Origin of the sequence: Pseudomonas sp. PDM22 (genome assembly GCF_014851965.1) — a bacterium.
Classification (GTDB): Bacteria; Pseudomonadota; Gammaproteobacteria; order Pseudomonadales; family Pseudomonadaceae; genus Pseudomonas.
Genome location: NZ_JACVAR010000002.1, coordinates 1,062,608 through 1,080,975 on the forward strand (window position 1 = coordinate 1,062,608; position 18,368 = coordinate 1,080,975).

Genomic DNA, 18,368 nt, shown 5'->3' on the forward strand with positions numbered 1-18,368 from the left:
CGACGCTTACTGGCACATCCCAACCCATGTGGCCTTTCGTAGGGGTCACCACTAGGAGAGGAGGCGCCATGCCCATCATTACTCTTCCCGACGGTAGTCAGCGTTCCTTCGATCATCCGGTCAGTGTGACCGAGGTGGCGCAATCCATTGGCGCGGGACTGGCGAAAGCCACCCTGGCCGGCAAGGTCAACGGCCGACTGGTCGATGCCTGCGACATCATCGACAGCGATGCGACCCTGCAGATCATTACCCCGAAGGATGAGGATGGGCTGGAAATCATCCGCCACTCCTGCGCTCACCTGGTGGGCCATGCGGTCAAGCAGCTGTACCCGATCGCCAAGATGGTTATCGGCCCGGTGATCGACGAAGGCTTCTATTACGACATCGCCTTCGAGCGCCCCTTCACGCCGGAAGACATGGCTGCGATCGAAAAGCGCATGGCCGAGCTGATCGAGAAGGACTACGACGTCATCAAGAAGATGACGCCGCGTGCCGAAGTCATCGAGACCTTCAAGGCTCGTGGTGAGGAATACAAGCTGCGCCTCATCGACGACATGCCGGACGAGAAGGCCATGGGCCTGTACTTCCACGAGGAGTACGTGGACATGTGCCGCGGCCCGCACGTGCCGAACACCCGCTTCCTGAAGGCCTTCAAGCTGACCAAGATTTCCGGTGCCTACTGGCGTGGCGACTCGAAGAACGAGCAACTGCAGCGCGTCTACGGCACCGCCTGGGCGGACAAGAAGCAACTGGCTGCCTACATCCAGCGCATCGAGGAAGCCGAGAAGCGCGATCACCGTCGCATCGGCAAGCAGCTCGACCTCTTCCACCTCCAGGAAGAAGCTCCTGGCATGGTCTTCTGGCACCCGAACGGCTGGACCGTTTACCAGGTGCTCGAGCAGTACATGCGCAAGGTGCAGCGCGACCACGGCTACGTGGAAGTCCGCACCCCGCAGGTCGTCGACCGCATCCTCTGGGAGCGCTCCGGCCACTGGACCAACTACGCCGAGAACATGTTCACCACTTCGTCGGAAAGCCGTGACTTCGCGGTCAAGCCGATGAACTGCCCATGTCACGTGCAGATATTCAATCAGGGTCTGAAATCCTACCGCGACCTACCGCTGCGTCTCGCCGAGTTCGGTGCCTGCCACCGCAACGAGCCGTCCGGCGCGCTGCACGGCATCATGCGCGTGCGTGGCTTCACCCAGGACGACGCCCACATCTTCTGCACCGAAGAACAGGTGAAGAAGGAAGCGGCCGACTTCATCAAGCTGACCCTGCAGGTCTACTCGGACTTCGGCTTCACCGATGTTTCCATGAAGCTGTCCACTCGTCCGGCCAAGCGAGTCGGTTCCGAAGAATTGTGGGACCGCGCCGAAAGTGCGCTGGCCGACGCTCTGAACGAATCCGGCCTGGAGTGGGAATACCAGCCGGGGGAGGGGGCTTTCTACGGTCCGAAGATCGAGTTCACCCTGAAGGACTGCCTCGGCCGTAACTGGCAGTGCGGCACCCTGCAGTACGACCCGAACCTGCCGGAGCGTCTGGATGCCAGCTATATCGCCGAAGATAACAGCCGTACCCGCCCGGTCATGCTGCACCGCGCGATCCTCGGCTCCTTCGAGCGCTTCATCGGCATGCTCATCGAGCACTATGCCGGCCTGTTCCCGGCGTGGCTCGCACCGACCCAGGCAGTAGTGATGAATATCACTGACAAGCAGGGCGAATGGGCTGAAGAAGTGGTGCGTCAGCTCGAGCAAAGCGGATTCCGTGCCAAGTCTGACTTGAGAAACGAGAAAATTGGCTTTAAAATCCGCGAGCATACTTTGCTCAAGGTTCCCTATCTGCTGGTTATCGGCGATAGAGAAGTTGAATCGCAGGCCGTCGCCGTACGTACGCGCGAAGGGGCAGACCTCGGCTCGATGCCGGTCGCCCAGTTCGCTGAGCTGCTCGCTCAGGCGGTTTCCCGGCGTGGTCGCCAAGACTCGGAGTAATCATTATTAAGCGTGAAATGAGACAGGATAAGCGGGCTGTCCCGAAACCGCCGATCAACGAGAACATCACCGCCCGTGAGGTTCGCCTGATTGGTGCTGACGGTCAGCAGATTGGTGTGGTCTCCCTCGATGAGGCTCTCCGTCTGGCTGACGAAGCCAAGCTGGACCTGGTGGAAATTTCTGCTGATGCGGTGCCCCCTGTCTGCCGCATCATGGACTACGGCAAGCACCTCTTCGAGAAGAAGAAGCAAGCCGCTGCTGCGAAGAAGAACCAGCACCAGCAACAGATCAAAGAAATCAAGTTTCGTCCAGGGACGGAAGAAGGGGATTACCAGGTAAAACTACGCAACCTGGTACGTTTCCTTAATGAAGGGGACAAGGCCAAGGTATCGCTTCGATTCCGTGGTCGTGAGATGGCCCACCAGGAGCTGGGCATGGAGCTGCTGAAGCGAGTCGAAACCGACCTCGCCGAAGTCGGCACCGTGGAACAGCATCCTAAGCTGGAAGGACGCCAGCTGATGATGGTCATCGCTCCCAAGAAGCGTAAATAACCTCCCGGGCACTGGCAGGCCTGATGGTTATCAGTTGTTAACGAATGCGGAGTACCAAACATGCCAAAGATGAAAACCAAGAGTGGCGCCAAAAAGCGCTTCAAAGTGACTGCTGGTGGCATCAAGCACAAGCACGCTTTCAAGAGCCACATCCTGACCAAAATGACCACCAAGCGTAAGCGTCAGCTGCGCGGCACTTCGATGCTCGCTGCTTCCGACGTTCGCCGTGTAGCGCGCTCCCTGCGTCTGCGTTGATTTCTGGTAGAGGATAAATAAATGGCTCGTGTTAAGCGTGGCGTGATTGCCCGTCGTCGTCACAAAAAGATTCTGAAGCTCGCAAAAGGCTACTACGGCGCGCGTTCGCGCGTGTTCCGTGTTGCCAAACAGGCGGTAATCAAGGCCGGCCAATACGCCTACCGTGACCGTCGTCAGCGCAAGCGTCAGTTCCGCGCCCTGTGGATCGCCCGTATCAACGCTGGTGCTCGTCAGAACGGTCTGTCCTACAGCCGTCTGATCGCTGGCCTGAAAAAGGCGGCCATCGAGATCGACCGTAAGGTCCTGGCCGATCTGGCTGTGAACGAAAAAGCGGCGTTTACCGCGATTGTCGAGAAAGCGAAGGCCAGCCTGGCTTAAGCCCCACGACAGTTACCGGATCTCGGTCCGGACGTAACGTCACCGATAGGGGAAGAGCCTTACCGCTCTTCCCCTATTTTGTATCTGGAGTTGGTACATGGAAAACCTGGACGCGCTGGTCTCGCAGGCCCTGGACGCCGTGCGGAACACCGAAGACGTCAACGCCCTGGAGCAGATCCGGGTTCACTACCTCGGCAAGAAAGGCGAGCTGACCCAGGTCATGAAGACCCTGGGCGACCTGCCGGCCGAAGAGCGCCCCAAGGTCGGTGCGCTGATCAACGTCGCCAAGGAAAAGGTTCAGGATGTGCTGAACGCCCGCAAGGCTGAGCTTGAGGGCGCCGCCCTCGCCGCCAAGCTGGCTGCCGAGCGCATCGACGTGACTCTCCCGGGCCGTGGCCAGTCCTCCGGCGGCCTGCACCCGGTCACCCGCACCAAAGAGCGCATCGAGCAGTGCTTCACCCGCATCGGCTATGAAGTGGCCGAGGGGCCGGAAGTCGAAGACGATTACCACAACTTCGAAGCGCTCAACATTCCGGGCCACCACCCGGCTCGTGCCATGCACGACACCTTCTACTTCAATGCGAACATGCTGCTGCGCACCCATACCTCGCCGGTACAGGTCCGCACCATGGAAAACCAGAAGCCGCCGATTCGCATTGTCTGCCCGGGCCGCGTCTACCGCTGCGACTCCGACCTGACCCACTCGCCCATGTTCCACCAGGTCGAAGGTCTGTTGGTCGATGAAGACGTCAGCTTCGCTGACCTCAAGGGCACCATCGAGGAATTCCTCCGCGCCTTCTTCGAGAAGGAATTCTCCGTCCGCTTCCGTCCGTCCTTCTTCCCCTTCACCGAGCCTTCGGCGGAAGTCGACATCCAGTGCGTGCTCTGCAGCGGCAAGGGTTGCCGCGTCTGCAAGCAGACCGGCTGGCTGGAAGTCATGGGTTGCGGCATGGTCCACCCCGACGTGCTGCGCATGTCCGGCATCGACCCCGAGAAATACCAGGGCTTCGCCTTCGGCATGGGGATCGAGCGCCTGGCCATGCTGCGCTATGGCGTGAACGACTTGCGCCTGTTCTTCGACAACGATCTGCGGTTCCTCGGCCAGTTCCGCTAGCCCGCACGACCGTCAACGCATTTAGGAGAGCAGGATGAAATTCAGTGAACAGTGGCTGCGGAGCTGGGTAAATCCGCAGGTATCCCGTGACGAGCTGGTCGCTCGTCTGTCCATGGCCGGCCTCGAGGTCGACGCCGTGATCCCGGTTGCCGGCCAGTTCAGCGGTGTGGTCGTAGGCGAAGTGCTGTCGACCGAACAGCACCCGGACGCCGACAAGTTGCGCGTATGCCAGGTCAGCAACGGCTCGGAGACCTTCCAGGTCGTCTGTGGCGCGCCTAATGTGCGCCCGGGCCTGAAGATCCCCTTCGCCATGATCGGCGCCGAACTGCCGGGCGACTTCAAGATCAAGAAAGCCAAGCTGCGCGGCGTTGAATCCAACGGCATGCTCTGCTCGGCCAAAGAGCTGGAAATCAGCGAAGAGAACGCCGGCCTGATGGAGCTCGCCGCAGATGCGCCGGTGGGCGCCAACGTGCGCGACTACCTCGAACTGGACGACGCCTCCATCGAGATCGGCCTGACCCCGAACCGCGGCGACTGCCTGTCCCTGACCGGCCTCGCTCGCGAAGTCGGCGCGCTGTACAGCGCCGAGGTCAAGCCGGTGGTGGTCAATGCCGTTGCCCCGCGCATCGACGAGGTTCGCAGCATCGAGCTGCTGGCGCCCAAGGCTTGCCCGCGCTACCTCGGCCGCGTTATCCGCAACGTCGACCTGAGCAAGCCGTCCCCCCTTTGGATGGTCGAGCGCCTGCGCCGTTCCGACATCCGCAGCATCGATGCCGCCGTCGACATCACCAACTACGTGATGATCGAACTGGGCCAGCCAATGCACGCCTTCGACCTCGACGAGATCAAGGGCGGCATTCGCGTGCGCATGGCGGAGGAGGGCGAAAAGCTCGTTCTGCTCGATGGCCAGGAAGTCACCCTGCGTGCCGATACCCTGGTGATCGCCGACCACGAACGCGCCCTGGCCATTGCCGGCGTGATGGGCGGCGAGCACAGCGGCGTCAGCGCCAAGACCCGCGACCTGTTCCTCGAAAGCGCCTTCTTCGACAACATCGCCGTGGCCGGCAAGGCCCGTTCCTATGGCCTGCACACCGATGCCTCGCACCGCTTCGAGCGTGGCGTGGATTCGCAGTTGGCCCGTCGTGCCATGGAGCGCGCCACAGAACTGCTGCTGCAGATCGTTGGCGGCGAAGCTGGCCCGATCGTCGAGCAAGCCAGCGAAGCCGATCTGCCGAAGGTCGCACCGGTCACCCTGCGTGCCGATCGCGTCACCCAGATGCTGGGCATGACCCTGGAGAACGCCGAGATCGAGCGTCTGCTCACTGCCCTGGAGTTCGATGTCCAGAAAGCCGGTGCCGATGCCTGGACCGTGGGTGTGCCGAGCCATCGCTTCGATGTCTCCATCGAAGTCGACCTGATTGAAGAGCTGGGCCGCCTGTACGGCTACAATCGCCTGCCGGTTCGCTACCCGCAGGCTCGCCTGGCACCGAACACCAAGTCTGAGTCCCAGGCGGAGCTGCCGGCACTGCGCCGCCTGCTGGTCGCGCGCGACTACCAGGAAGCCATCACCTACAGCTTCATCGATCCCAAGCTGTTCCAGCTGTTCCACCCTGGTGTCGAGCCGCTGATGCTGGCCAACCCGATCTCCGCCGACATGGCCGCCATGCGCGCCTCGCTCTGGCCGGGTCTGGTGAAGTCCCTGCAGCACAACCTCAACCGCCAGCAGACTCGCGTGCGCTTGTTCGAAAGCGGCCTGCGCTTCGTCGGCCAGCTGGAAGGTCTGGTGCAGGAAAACATGCTCGCCGGCGTCGTCTGCGGTGCCCGTCAGCCGGAAGGTTGGGCCAACGGCCGCGAGAACGTCGACTTCTTCGACGTGAAAGCCGACGTCGAAGCGCTGCTGGGTAATGCCGGCGCCCTCGAAGCCTTCACCTTCTCCCCGGCGGAACACCCGGCACTGCACCCGGGCCAGACCGCCAAGATCGAGCGCGACGGCGTGCTGGTCGGCTACCTGGGCGCCCTGCACCCGGAGCTGGCCAAGGCGCTGGACCTGGATTGCCCGGTCTACGTCTTCGAGCTGGTACTGGCCGAGGTTGCCAAGGGTCGCCTGCCGAAATTCAGCGAACTGTCGCGCTTCCCCGAAGTGCGCCGTGACCTCGCGCTGGTCGTCGATCTGGATACCCCGGCCGAATTCGTCCTGGCAAATATCCGTGAAACGGCGGGCGAATGGCTGACGGACCTCAGGCTCTTTGACGTCTACCACGGTAAAGGCATTGATCCGCTTAGAAAAAGCTTGGCCGTTGGCTTGACCTGGCAGCATCCATCACGCACTCTTAATGATGACGAGGTGAACGCGACTACGCAGAATATCGTCGCCTCGCTGGAACAAAGGTTCAACGCCACGTTAAGGAAGTAGCGTATGGGGGCTCTGACGAAAGCTGAAATTGCTGAACGTCTGTACGAAGAGCTGGGCCTGAATAAGCGGGAAGCCAAGGAACTGGTGGAGCTCTTCTTTGAAGAGATCCGCCAGGCGCTGGAGCATAACGAACAGGTGAAGTTGTCGGGTTTCGGCAACTTCGATCTGCGCGACAAGCGCCAGCGTCCCGGACGCAACCCGAAGACGGGAGAGGAAATCCCGATCACAGCCCGGCGCGTCGTCACCTTTCGTCCAGGGCAGAAACTGAAGGCCAGGGTTGAAGCTTATGCTGGAACCAAGTCATAACGACGAGTTGCCCCCCATCCCGGGCAAGCGCTATTTCACCATCGGTGAAGTCAGTGACCTTTGCGCGGTTAAGCCGCACGTGCTGCGGTACTGGGAACAGGAGTTCCCGCAACTCAACCCGGTCAAGCGAAGGGGCAACCGGCGCTACTATCAGCGCCAGGATGTGCTCATGATTCGCCAGATCCGCGCGCTGCTCTACGACCAGGGCTTCACCATCGGTGGAGCCCGTCAGCGCCTTACCGGCGATGAAGCCCGCGAGGACGCCACCCAGTACAAGCAACTGATCCGGCAGATGATCGCCGAATTGGAAGATGTGCTGCATGTGCTGCGCAAGTAACTGAAAAAAATGAAAAAAGCACTTCTCCAAAGCAAATGCTTGGGGTATAGTGCGATCCGCTTCTGAGGGAACTTGGAAGCAACGTCGGGGCGTAGCGCAGCCTGGTAGCGCACTTGCATGGGGTGCAAGGGGTCGAGTGTTCGAATCACTCCGTCCCGACCAAATAACTCCACGACTTAGGCCAGTTCAGAGATGAGCTGGCCTTTTTCGTTTCAGGGACTTTTGCGGGACTTTTCATCCTGCCTTCCTCCTCAGTATCGTCAGCGCCGGTCCTCGCGAGTCCGTCGCCGATATCTTGTTGGCCTCATCGATCAGTTTTCCCAGCTCCGCCGCCGAGTAGTGACTGGTGATGCTGCCGTTCTTGTGGCCCAGCAGGGCCCGTCTGTCTTCCTCGGTTACACCGGCTGCCCGGAGTCTTCTCCCGAAGGTGTGCTTCAGGTCGTGGATGCGGATCGAGGCAAACCCCTTCGGTGCCGGTCGCAGGAAGCGTTCCTGGTACTTCTTCGCCGCCCGGATCCGGGCCTTCTTCCAGGCGCTATCGTTCATCCGATGAACCGGTGTCGCCTTGCCGTTCCTGTCGGGCATCCCATACGGGAATACCCAGACCGGATCCAGGCCACGCTGTCCCTCGATGACCGATTTGGCCACCGCGTTCAGCACGACCAGCCGTTCCTCTCCGTTCTTCACACCCGATCCTTTGTCCCTGCCTCCAAAATCCGAAGGAATCAGGAACACGCTAGTGTCGAGCTCTGGCACCGGGATCTCCCAGTCCCACCTCAGCTTGACCACTTCTTGCTCCCGGGAGCCGCAGTTGACCTTGTAAAGCGCCATTCGGCGCAGGTGGTCTGGCAGTTCCGAGAACAGCAGCGATTGCTCTTCCCACGAAAGTGGGTAGGGCGTTCGCCTCGATCGCTTCTCGTCCAGCTTGCTGATCATCGGTACCGTGTCCAGCCAGGGCCGTTTCTCTTCGTCACGCCATTTCCGGGCGCATAGGTTGAGAATGCGGATGACCTTCTCCAGGGCGATGTTCACCGTCCTTGGGGTTACACCAGGCTTCACCTTGCCGGTCGATGTCCTGCTCGGCTTCAGCTTGTCCCTGATGTACGGGGCAAGCGACTCGTCATCGACGTGCGTGAGCGGTAGGTCGCCGATGTAGGGATCCAACTGCTCGAGGTAGATGGCGGCCAGACCGATCGACGGCATGTCCTTATACTCCATCAGGTAGCGGGTCGCGGCTTCGCGCCAGCTCCTGACTCGGCGAATACCGTAGACCTTCTCCTGTCGGAGCTTCTCGAGCCGGTGTATCAGGTACTGTTCTGCTTCCTCCCGGTTGCTTGTGCCAGTGCTTTCTTGAAGTCGCTGACCTCTGACGACCTTGTCGACGTGCCAGATTCCGTTTCTCTCGTAGAGGCCAGTGATGGTTTTTCGCGCCATGGTTTTTCTCCTTGGCGCTCGCTGCGGAATCGATCTTGTCCCTGGGCACCATTCTTTTCAATAACCGTTCGTTCGATGTAGTCATCTGCCCAGGCGTCCAGCTCCTCGCGATCAAAGCCGATGCCTTGCCGGCCTATGCGAAATTCGCGGACATAGGGACGTACGGTCTTGTTGAACTCATCCCTGCACATCCCAAGATAAGCGGGAGCCGCCCCGGCCCGGATAACGCGTGGTGGGCAAGAAAGTCGGTTGGGCAGGGGTTTCCTGCTGGCGTCTGACATGGCATCTGCCTCCTGGCATGAGGGTGTCATGTTCAAGACAGACCAATTGAAGGGGCAACCCGCTGTGGCGGGTTGCTGCATGTTCAGGCGAAGGTGCAGCCAAGAGCGGCCAGGCGATGCGGGAGGTGACGAATCTTGACGATGAGCGACAGGAGGATAGTGGGTGAATTCAGTTCTGCTAGATGCCACTGATCGCGAGGATCCGCCTGGGCAGGTGTCCCGGGAGGCACTCTACGATGAGGTGTGGCGTCATCCGATGATCAGGGTGGCGGAGCGCTATGGGGTTTCGTCGAGCTTCATGGCGAGGGTCTGCACCTCCATGAACGTGCCGCGCCCGCCGCGCGGCCACTGGACCAAGCTCGAGCATGGCAAGCCAAGTCCCCAGGTACCCTTGCCTGACGCACGCCCGGGAGACCATTTGATATGGCGAAGAGGCGATGCCCCGGGGCCGGCCAGGTATCCGCTTCCCAAACCGCCGGAGCGCCAGGTTGCCCGTCCGCGGCCACGTATTTCTCGCTCAGCCCGCCATACCCTGGTCAGCGGTGTACGAGACCTTTTTACCAAGGGAAAGGTAATCGACAGCGGCTACCTGAAGCCGTCGCAGAGGCGCCTGGTGGATGTAGTTGTCTCGGAGCCGATGCTCGACGATGCGCTGGATACGGCCAATGCCCTTTTCCTCAGGCTGGAAGTTGCTGGTTACCGGGTCATGCTGGCGCCGAGCGATCGTACCTATTCCCGCGCTCCCGTGGAGGAAAGAGAAAAGCCTGGAAAGACGGTTAATAATCGTTATCCGAGCCTTTGGCATCCCTCCAAGGCGACTGTTGTCTTCGTGGGCTCCGTCGCTATCGGCCTGACCCTTTTCGAGATGACCGAGGAGCTGGAGGCGCGGTACGTCGATGGGGAGTATATCCCTCTTGGCAAGCTGCCGGCTGCCGAGCGACGTCGTCCGATGCCCAGTTGGAGCTGGACCACGCAGAAGCATTTCGCTACCGGACGGCTGTGTCTTCAGGCATTCAGTCCGTACCCAGTCGCAGATTGGGTGCAGCGCTGGCCAGAGGCCAAGGTGCGCGAACTTCGGGGGCAACTGGACGAAATAGTCGACTACCTGGCAAAGGCGGCTACCACTATTGCTGGCCTAGTCGAGGAGGGTGAGCGCCAGGCTGAGATCCGAAGGCGGGAATGGGAGGAAGAGCGGCGGCGACTGGAGGAGCGGTGGGAGCGGGAGCGCCAGGAAAAAGCTAGGGCCGAAGCCCGGCAAGAGCTGCTTGATGCCATTCGTGCCTGGGATGACGTGCGGCGGATACAAGCATTCTTCCGCGAGGCCGAGGACGAAGCCTTGTCGAGAACAAGCGAGGAGAGGGAGGTATTGCTGGGGCGCCTGGCCATTGCCACGGAGCTTGTTGGGAAGATGGATACGCTTGGCGTGTTGATGAAATGGCGAGGACCAGAAGAGCGGTGAGGCAGAAGTGCAGGCTGGCTTTGATTCTCGAGCATGGCTGCTCTAATCCGCTTTGATTTTTCCATAGGTTACGTATACGTTACATTTAATCTAATTTGTTACGTATACAGAACATGGATTATTCCCTTATCACGAGGCGCCTTGGCGAGCAGATCCGGCAGCGCCGCCTGAATCGCGGTCTAACACAGGCCAAGCTGGCTGCCTTGGCAGGCATCACCCGGCAGAAGGTCATCGCCATCGAGAGGGGAGACTTGACGGTGGGTATGACGGCCTATGCGCGACTACTGGGAGCCCTGGGCTGTGAGTTCGCGCTGGTGCCTGCGGCCATGCCGACGTTGGACGAAATTCAGGGAGTGTTTGACTGATGGCTACCGTGCTGCAGCTTTCAACGTCAGAGGGTTATAGCGGGAAGATCCTCAGCAGTTCCAGGGATTAGCGGACAGTAGACCAGTAAATAAATCTGCCTTTTTACCAGTGCTCTATTTCTGTCAAAAATAAAACTCTTAAATAAAATGATTACACATCACAAGCCATTAAATGCAATGAGCTATGCCATAGCTCTAATTTAGATAAGTTAAGATCAAGCAAGAGCCTGATCACCTACCCCCTAGCCGCATCAGACTTGTGAGTATCATCCGCGAAAAAGCTTTTTAAGTGGACATCCAAGTCAAATCCTTTTGCCCCTATGCTTGATATTGCCTTCATATCCTCTGGAGAGCTGATTTCAGAAACGCAATAATACGCATCTATAGATATTCGCTTGAGTTGACTCTTATATCTCTCCAACCAAGCAAGCTTTCCAGAAAAAAATACCACTTTCTCAGAAAGATACATTCTCGCAAAAACAGAAGGCATGAATTCTTTCTTGTCGAAGGCAACTACTGGATTGCCTATCGAAAGAAGATTAGGTTTTTCTTTTCGCGGCGATGACGATACTTTTTTTATGGACTCGTAAATTCCGGATGGTAGAACGCAGCCGCAAATTAGACCTTTTGCCGAAAGTTCAAGTGCGAGTTTTTTTTCAAAGGCTGTCCCTCCCAACAAAATACTCCGCCTCTCGATGACGCAAAAATCAACAAATTTCCGTATAGCATTTATTTCGCTAGAGCCAGGCGTGCTGCTGCACACCATTGAATAATCGTATCCAATTTTTTTTTGCTGCTTTGGATAGTAATAAACGTTTTTCTTAGTATAGCTGCGTAATTTTTCCGGGTATGAGTCTGACTCATATTTAACAACCCCAGCCCCCACCGAGCCAAGCAGTTGCTCATAGTCTGGCTCTGAAGCCTTGACATCGCCCGCCTTCACTGAGTCGAAAGGTTCAAAGACGTATATATGCGCAGGAGAGTTTTTTAGCTTCTCAGCAATCATGGATCGGACCCTGCCCCAGTCCAAACCACCATGGCCACAGCCTAAGGCCGGGAGAGTTACTATTTTCCCACTTTTATCTTCAAGATACTTAGAAAGCCATTCCAACCCATCATCGATATAATGATATTCAGATGGTTTTTTCCAATGCTTTTTAGTCGGGAAATTTATGATCTCGATGTCTTTTGAGATCATATCCTTTTGCAACCAAACGGAGGGCAGTCCGGGGCGAATGATGCCCAAGCGACACTTCTCAGCATAATCATCAAACATTTCAGGAAATCTTTTCTTAAATGCGAGTGCCACACCTGCGCCCATCACACCAACACAGTTGACTGTATTGATCATGATGTCCGCATCAAAATCGAAAAAATCTCCAGTAACAAACTCTATCATTAGTTGCCACCTTGCAATTTTTGGAGTGACTCAGCTCTGAGGTTGTCTATTCCAGCAGAGACTTGCATCAGCCAAAACTGATTTATTGCACCAATATCAGCCTTGCTCAAAGCCACCAACATATTGATATCTTCAGGGCAAGTAATTATATCGAACAACTGACTTTTGTTCCGGCCTTTAGCAACGATCTCACCCAGTAGGTCGTCATAGGTCACCAGGGTTATAATTTTTCGAACTATATCTGGCGGCAGAATGGGCAAATCCTCTGTCAGAATTCTCTTCAACATGGGCAGGGATTTTTTTGGGTGTTCCTCGTCTGCCTTATTCATAAAGCTATTGGGCCAGCGTGTTTTCGGCCCTTTGCCTATGTCATGAAGATAAGCAGAAAGCTCCAAAACTTCACGATGGATAGGATCCAACTGATTATATTCAGGTGAGTTCAGCACCAGCCCCGCAACGCGTCGAGAATGAGCGCCAACATCTTCGTTATGCGGCCCGTAGTTAGCACCTAGACCATCGATATCCTCTAACTCTCTGATGGCCGATAAGTTAGCGCGAATAGCATGCAAGGCGTCACTTAGGGTCCGGAATTTCGGCATCACCTGACGCTGAAAAGAGATTACATGAGAAACAGCTTCATCCACAAAGCGCTTCAGAAAAAAAGGCCCTGTAACCAAAGAAGCACTCCAATTTCCAGGCTCTAGATAATAATGCTCCCATCCCGCCTCAACCACGCTCGGCGGAATAACCCCTTTGCTCTGAAAAATTTGCCTGACACAGTCAGACACGCTGCGATTAAACGTAACTATTTGATTAATTTCGCACAATGGAACATGATCTGGTAACAAAAGTTCCGCCATTTTACGGTGCTTCTGATCATCGTCGTCATATCCCCATCGACCGTTATCAATAGTTGGCCAATCTAGTTGATCGAGCTGATCAGACTGATAATTTCCAGCAAAGAAAGTTGGGGGGATTTCCGTATTTGCGGACGCGCTTGTGTAATAGGCCCCAGGTCTTGTCTCCATCAGCAAAACCGAAACGGAGAGGTAGATAATAAATTGCTGATCTACGTTTTTTTTATGCAACACCGCCAGTTGCATAGGCGTTTTCTTTGCGAAATAGAATGGAACAAAATCATGAACACACCGACCGTTGGCTCCAGGCACTTGCATCAGCGCCCGACGCCTCTGTATGCCTTCCTCAGCAACGTTAACATGCAGGATACCGCGAGCAATTTTCTGATTGGTCGAAAAAATACCGTGATCAATTATTGACTCTAGATTCTCTATCGATGTGAAATGATATGCACTGCGACCCCTGTGGTGTGCGGGAACTGCCATGTTTCCTCCTTGGATAAGCTATTGATAGAGCGACACTAAAATCATTGTTCTTTATATTTCTCTGACATCATTGCAATTTGTCGAGGCAGAGTTTAAATCCCTCTTTGTTCGCCATCGCGAAAAATTTTCTCAGCAAGTTTTATTTCGCATTCTGGAATAGAGCCAAACACCTCCGCCATAACTTAATCGCCCCCGATCTTTACTGTTTTTTATTTGAGCCTTGGCAAGGCACGCCGAATCGCATTTTGGATTGTGTATCCCAAGCCTATACCAAATCAAATGATTTACTTCGACCTCCAGCACCAGTCAGTACAAAAAGTGAACAGATTTATTTGCTGGCCTACTGACCGCAATTGGCTGTTTCTGCCAATCAACAGCGAACTGCAGTGTAGAGCTAGCAGGCTAATACTCATCCATCACCGATGAGTCTTGCTCATTTACTCTGCTTGGCCTAAGGCTGCGAGCTCGTATTTTGCCATTAGCTAGAGTACCCGGCGTTCCACGTCGGGCTCGCAGGCTACGCCCCGTGCCTCGTGCCGAGTCATGACCTTGATCCCTGACGCCTCCGGCCCATGAGGGCCTGCGCGCTCCGCTTGCCAATCCGTGGCATGGGTGGAGTGGGGCGGTCTTGCTGTTCCCTTCACCGTATCACGGCGTTCTCGCCGTCAAGGGCTGCGCGTGCCTTGCACGCTGGCGTCCTGGCGGCCGTCGGTGACCCCTGACAGCTGCGCTGCGCCGTGCTGGCGCCGGTTCCGGGCAATTCCGCCCGAGCAACCGGAGCACGACCATGTCGCAACTTTCCTTTTCCTCGTTCGATGCCATGCTGCTGGTGCGTGATGCACAGGGGCGCTACCTGCCTGCGTCTGCAGATCAGATCCTGAACATGGCGCGTCAGGTGATCGACCAGAAATACCAACGTGGAGCGTTGTTCACGTCGCCGGAGCTGGTCAAGGACTACCTGCGCACCAAACTGGCTGGTTTCGAGCACGAGGTGTTCGCGGCGCTATTCCTCGACAGCCAGCATCGGCTGCTTGAGTATGTGGAGTTGTTTCGTGGCACCATCGATGCGGCGGCGGTGTATCCACGGGAAGTGGTGAAGGAGGCATTGCGCGTCAACGCAGCGGCGGTGATTTTCTCGCACAACCATCCGAGCGGAAATCCAGAGCCAAGCCAGGCAGACAAGGTGCTGACCCAGCGCCTCAAGGAGGCTCTGGCACTGGTGGATGTGCGCACGCTGGATCACGTCATCGTGGGTGGCGAGGCGACTGCATCATTTGCCGAACAGGGGTTACTCTGACAGCAGGGGGCTTCGGCCCCCTTTTTTGCTGCGCCCTGCCTGCTGGCCGTGCATCACTTGTCGCTATTGCGTTCGCGTTGTCGCAGTCGCTTCACGTAGGCGCTGTCTTTCAGTTCGTCAGGGCTCAGATCCAATGCACAGTTCACCAGCGAGGCCAGCGTGGCATCGCTGAGCTTGAAGCCTTCGGGTAGCGGCCCACCGTTCGGCTCGCTGTTCTCCTCGATGGCGGCGAAGAGTGCCTTGAAGAAGTCCGCAGGCGAGTGACGTGTGGCTGCGGTTGCGACTCGAGTCAGCGGGTCTGTGGCCTCCAGTTTGGCGCCGTTGGCATCTCTGCCCAGCGCTCGAACGAACTGTTCCACGGTGGGCCAGTACTTCCATTCGAACTGGTTGCGAACGGTGTTCAGGCGCTCTCTCACATAGGCGTTAAAAAGGTAGTGATCCTTCGCTGCATCCTCAATTACGTCGCAAATATGGTAGTGAGTGTCACTGCTGAAACCCGATGTGTTGTGCAGGTTGGAGCGGTGCTCCAGCAGTTGGGCCAGCTCCTCGGCTTTCTGTGCAATCTGCTGGTTGGTGTCGACAAGTTCGTCCCGTTGAGCACGAGCCCTGGCGATCTTCTCTGGGGCCCAGAATGCTGCGGTACTGAGCAAGAGGCTCAGGAATACCGAGAGTGCCCGAGGATGCAGGTGCAGTTTGTCGTACAGCTCACCGTAGGCTTCATTCAGTTCGAGGCGTCGCGCGAGCAGGCGATCGATGATGGCGTTTTCGCTGGACAGGATGTTGTGCTCGACGTTGTAGGTTTTATCGTCGATCAGGATGTTCTCGCAGGTTTGCTGCGGGGATAGGGTTGGTGCGGTACGCATGGGTCGTCTCTGAGTGGTGAGGATGCTTGGCAGCGTAATGAGCCGAGTTGCGCTTGTCGGTACCCCAGGGCCTGTTGTTCGGCCTGCCCTCAGGTACCTGTGTTTTTGGGCATCCCGGTCAATGGCCCGTCGCGCTGTCGTGCTGTGCATCGAGCCACGCTGCGCGAGTCTCGCCCCATTCGGGCTTCCATCGTTCCCTTACTGCGTTCGGCTGATGCCTTCGGCCCGGCTACGCAGGGCCTGCGCGCTGCGCTTGCGTGGCGTCTGCGCCAACGCTGCGGCCGTGGCCTGTCGATCCGCCTTTCCCTGACTTCATCACCTTGTCGCGACTGTAGCCCGCGGCCTTGAGCCGTCAAGGCGCGCCGGGCCGTGTCCTCGGCTGCGCCTGCGGTCCGCACCCACCCAGCGCTTGCCTCCTTGACGGCCCCGTCCGCGCGCTCCTGACCGTCGCGGGCGATGAACTCAGGGCTCAGAACGACGGCTTCACCGGCACAATCCGCACCCTGACGCTCAACGTCAAGGTCAAGTTCGTCCCGAACGACAGGAACAGCGAGAACGCCCCCGACTACCGCATCCAGGCGGCCGGCGGCTACGACATTGGCGCGGCCTGGAAGAAAGTCAGCCATGCCGAACGGCCCTACCTGTCCGTGACCCTAGACGCCCCTTCGTTCCCGGCGACCATCTACGCCCGGCTGATCGAGGAGGAGGACGGTACGCACAATCTGATCTGATCGCGCAGCAAGCCGGCTGCCTGACGGCCACCTCGGCGCCCCGCCCGTTGCGGCGGGGAGACTGCTACCAGGACATCTTGTTCATGTAGCGCTTGAAACTCTCGATGGAGAGCTCCAAGAAACGGCGGCTGTTCCGCGCAAAGCCTGCGTCCAGCAAAGCTGTGATAGTCGCTTCCGATTGAAGCTCCAGAATCAGTGCATTGGCTGAGGAGTCATGCCATCCAACACGCCCTACGGGCATACGGGCGAATAGTCCGTGAGGCGTATCGGCAAAGGCTTGTTCCAAACTCGCTTCGCTGTTTTCCTCCAGATAGGCAAGAGCAGCGAGCAGTTCAAATCGTTCAAACATCAGTTCAAACTCAGCCGATACACCGGCAAAGCTGGATCGCCAGTTCGTCATCACTTCGAGCAGATGATCGCTCAGGGGAGTCTTGCGGCGATCAAGTCCTTCCAACTCTTTCCAGAGCTCATTCTTCGCTCCCTTCCACTCATCCAAGAACAGCGTGGAAACCACTCGTTTCGGGTCACGATATTCCCGAGGCCACGGAGCAACCAGCAGTTCGTGAAGTGTCTGCCACCGCTGCGAGCGTGTCAGGCCGACTCCGTAGGCAGTGAATATCAAGACGGCCGGGTAGGATCGCAGACCGAGCCAAACCATCAAGCCGTTTCCGACTTTCTCGGCCTGCAGATACAACCCCCGGACGATGTCGAGGACTGTGGTTAGTTCAGAACCATCCCCCCATCTACCGAGCACGCCAGCCATGCGCGTCAGGGGTTCTGCCAACGCTTCGTATCGCAGTACCCTTGATCGGAATTCTTCCTGATCCCACTGGCCATGGGGTGCGAATTGGCCCCCATCGAGCTGCGTCATCAACCGCTCCGCCTCCTGCGAAAGCAACTCGTCCAGTTGAATGCGATGTTCTGGCTTCGCTAGGTAGCGCTTCGTACTATTGACCAGCAATTCGATGCTCAGCGGATTCTGGCGCTGGCTTTGATTAAGCGTTTCGACTCGCTGTTGAAGTGTTTGGAAAAATTCGTCCGCGCCTGAGATTGGTATCTCTTTGGCACTTCGATGGATGGCCAGCTCGCTGGCTCCCGAGCCCAACTTACCCCGAGCTGCCCAATACACGGGATAGCGCCTGTTCGGTGCACGGAGGAAGGCAGCCCGTAGTGCATGATCCCATTCACCCGACCAGCCGCAGATGACCAGACCATGCTCATCAAAGATGCGGTCTAGCAGCTTGTCGTAGCTTTCTGGGTAAGCGCTCAGTTCCTGATCGGTGTTCAGGATGCGGGCATCCTTGTAGTCACCATGTAGCTTGAGCAGATAGCATCGGCTGTGTGTCAGCGGTTCTGCGCCAGATAGAACATCGGCGGAGGACACAACTGTGGGCTCAATCCCTTGCTCCCGAAGAGCATTTTCCATGAGCCGGTCAAAGTTCGTTGTGACGATCACGCGGACGTGACCAGAGCGAACCAACTGCGCTATCGCATGATGTGCCTTGGTGGGGACTTTTCGACCTTCTTCGCGATCCCGCTCGTCTGGCTCGATATATCGATGCAGTATCGCCCTTCGCTCATCAGGGGAGCCCGCGATTTCTTCCAGCAGAGCAGAATAGTTCGGTTCTTGGCCCGTCTTCTCACGGTACCAGGCTGCCCAATCGGACTGCTCCTCAACGCCTTGGGCGGTTGCCACGCGACGTACCAAGTCCAACGTGATTTCCCAGCCTGTCGGAATTTCTGCAGAGCGTGACAGGCCTGACCCTAGAAGAACCGCGAAAACTCCCTTGTTCTCGTAGACGGAAAATGCAAGTTGGGTGGTGGGGTCATTTTGGAGAAGTGTCATTGATC

The 18,368-nt window shown here is 57.4% G+C and carries 18 protein-coding genes and 1 tRNA gene; 14 read left to right on the forward strand and 5 right to left on the reverse strand.

What is annotated here, in order from left to right:
• Window positions 1–68: 68 nt before the first annotated feature.
• The 9 genes from thrS to IB255_RS10565 all read left to right on the forward strand — a co-directional run bounded on the left by thrS (window position 69) and on the right by IB255_RS10565 (window position 7,507).
• Window positions 69–1,991, forward strand: a complete 1,923-nt coding sequence (gene thrS / locus IB255_RS10525; protein ID WP_192210243.1) for a threonine--tRNA ligase — start codon at window positions 69–71, stop codon at window positions 1,989–1,991.
• Window positions 1,991–2,542 (forward strand): translation initiation factor IF-3, encoded by a 552-nt coding sequence (infC, locus tag IB255_RS10530; protein WP_174824622.1) that lies wholly within the window; start codon window positions 1,991–1,993, stop codon window positions 2,540–2,542. The genes thrS and infC overlap by 1 nt, the downstream gene beginning before the upstream one ends.
• 60 nt (window positions 2,543–2,602) lie before the next feature.
• Window positions 2,603–2,797 (forward strand): 50S ribosomal protein L35, encoded by a 195-nt coding sequence (rpmI, locus tag IB255_RS10535; protein WP_017516491.1) that lies wholly within the window; start codon window positions 2,603–2,605, stop codon window positions 2,795–2,797.
• A 21-nt stretch (window positions 2,798–2,818) separates the two neighbouring features.
• A complete protein-coding gene (gene rplT, locus IB255_RS10540; RefSeq protein WP_003099086.1) occupies window positions 2,819–3,175 on the forward strand; it encodes a 50S ribosomal protein L20 in 357 nt (118 codons plus the stop codon).
• Between the two features lie 97 nt (window positions 3,176–3,272).
• Entirely contained in the window at window positions 3,273–4,289 is a 1,017-nt protein-coding gene (pheS, locus tag IB255_RS10545) for a phenylalanine--tRNA ligase subunit alpha (protein ID WP_024763164.1), read from the forward strand.
• A gap of 34 nt (window positions 4,290–4,323) precedes the next feature.
• On the forward strand, window positions 4,324–6,702 hold the full coding sequence (pheT, locus tag IB255_RS10550; protein WP_081518114.1) for a phenylalanine--tRNA ligase subunit beta: 2,379 nt from the start codon (window positions 4,324–4,326) through the stop codon (window positions 6,700–6,702).
• Window positions 6,703–6,705: 3 nt separating this feature from the next.
• Window positions 6,706–7,008, forward strand: a complete 303-nt coding sequence (gene ihfA / locus IB255_RS10555) for an integration host factor subunit alpha (RefSeq protein WP_003090661.1) — start codon at window positions 6,706–6,708, stop codon at window positions 7,006–7,008.
• Window positions 6,989–7,345, forward strand: coding sequence for a MerR family transcriptional regulator (locus IB255_RS10560; protein ID WP_015476661.1), 357 nt, complete (start codon window positions 6,989–6,991; stop codon window positions 7,343–7,345). Before ihfA ends, IB255_RS10560 begins: the two co-directional genes overlap by 20 nt.
• Window positions 7,346–7,430: 85 nt before the next feature.
• Window positions 7,431–7,507 (forward strand) — tRNA-Pro (locus tag IB255_RS10565).
• Between the two features lie 72 nt (window positions 7,508–7,579).
• On the opposite strand, the gene IB255_RS10570 is transcribed toward IB255_RS10565, so the two are convergent.
• A complete protein-coding gene (locus IB255_RS10570; RefSeq protein ID WP_192210245.1) occupies window positions 7,580–8,779 on the reverse strand; it encodes a tyrosine-type recombinase/integrase in 1,200 nt (399 codons plus the stop codon).
• A gap of 35 nt (window positions 8,780–8,814) precedes the next feature.
• On the opposite strand from IB255_RS10570, the gene IB255_RS10575 reads away from it, so the two are divergent.
• The 3 genes from IB255_RS10575 to IB255_RS10585 all read left to right on the forward strand — a co-directional run bounded on the left by IB255_RS10575 (window position 8,815) and on the right by IB255_RS10585 (window position 10,884).
• Window positions 8,815–9,057, forward strand: a complete 243-nt coding sequence (locus IB255_RS10575) for a hypothetical protein (protein ID WP_192210247.1) — start codon at window positions 8,815–8,817, stop codon at window positions 9,055–9,057.
• Between the two features lie 616 nt (window positions 9,058–9,673).
• Entirely contained in the window at window positions 9,674–10,519 is an 846-nt protein-coding gene (locus IB255_RS10580; RefSeq protein ID WP_318652754.1) for a hypothetical protein, read from the forward strand.
• A gap of 113 nt (window positions 10,520–10,632) precedes the next feature.
• Window positions 10,633–10,884 carry a helix-turn-helix transcriptional regulator gene (locus IB255_RS10585; RefSeq protein WP_192210248.1) on the forward strand — a complete coding sequence of 84 codons (252 nt, stop codon included), beginning with the start codon at window positions 10,633–10,635 and terminating at the stop codon, window positions 10,882–10,884.
• Between the two features lie 235 nt (window positions 10,885–11,119).
• Here the strand turns inward: IB255_RS10585 and IB255_RS10590 are convergent, their stop codons facing one another.
• Together IB255_RS10590 and IB255_RS10595 are read right to left on the reverse strand one after the other, a co-directional pair.
• Window positions 11,120–12,283 (reverse strand): macro domain-containing protein, encoded by a 1,164-nt coding sequence (locus tag IB255_RS10590; protein WP_192210256.1) that lies wholly within the window; start codon window positions 12,281–12,283, stop codon window positions 11,120–11,122.
• A complete protein-coding gene (locus IB255_RS10595; protein WP_192210258.1) occupies window positions 12,283–13,626 on the reverse strand; it encodes a DarT ssDNA thymidine ADP-ribosyltransferase family protein in 1,344 nt (447 codons plus the stop codon). Before IB255_RS10595 ends, IB255_RS10590 begins: the two co-directional genes overlap by 1 nt.
• 787 nt (window positions 13,627–14,413) lie before the next feature.
• Here IB255_RS10595 and radC point away from each other — a divergent pair.
• Entirely contained in the window at window positions 14,414–14,923 is a 510-nt protein-coding gene (gene radC, locus IB255_RS10600; RefSeq protein ID WP_192210260.1) for a RadC family protein, read from the forward strand.
• Between the two features lie 53 nt (window positions 14,924–14,976).
• Here radC and IB255_RS10605 read toward each other — a convergent pair whose 3' ends face one another.
• On the reverse strand, window positions 14,977–15,786 hold the full coding sequence (locus IB255_RS10605; RefSeq protein WP_192210262.1) for a hypothetical protein: 810 nt from the start codon (window positions 15,784–15,786) through the stop codon (window positions 14,977–14,979).
• Between the two features lie 440 nt (window positions 15,787–16,226).
• Here IB255_RS10605 and IB255_RS10610 point away from each other — a divergent pair, with 440 nt between their 5' ends.
• Entirely contained in the window at window positions 16,227–16,517 is a 291-nt protein-coding gene (locus tag IB255_RS10610; RefSeq protein ID WP_192210364.1) for a DUF736 domain-containing protein, read from the forward strand.
• A gap of 64 nt (window positions 16,518–16,581) precedes the next feature.
• Here IB255_RS10610 and IB255_RS10615 read toward each other — a convergent pair whose 3' ends face one another.
• On the reverse strand, window positions 16,582–18,363 hold the full coding sequence (locus IB255_RS10615; RefSeq protein ID WP_192210263.1) for an SIR2 family protein: 1,782 nt from the start codon (window positions 18,361–18,363) through the stop codon (window positions 16,582–16,584).
• Window positions 18,364–18,368: the final 5 nt, after the last annotated feature.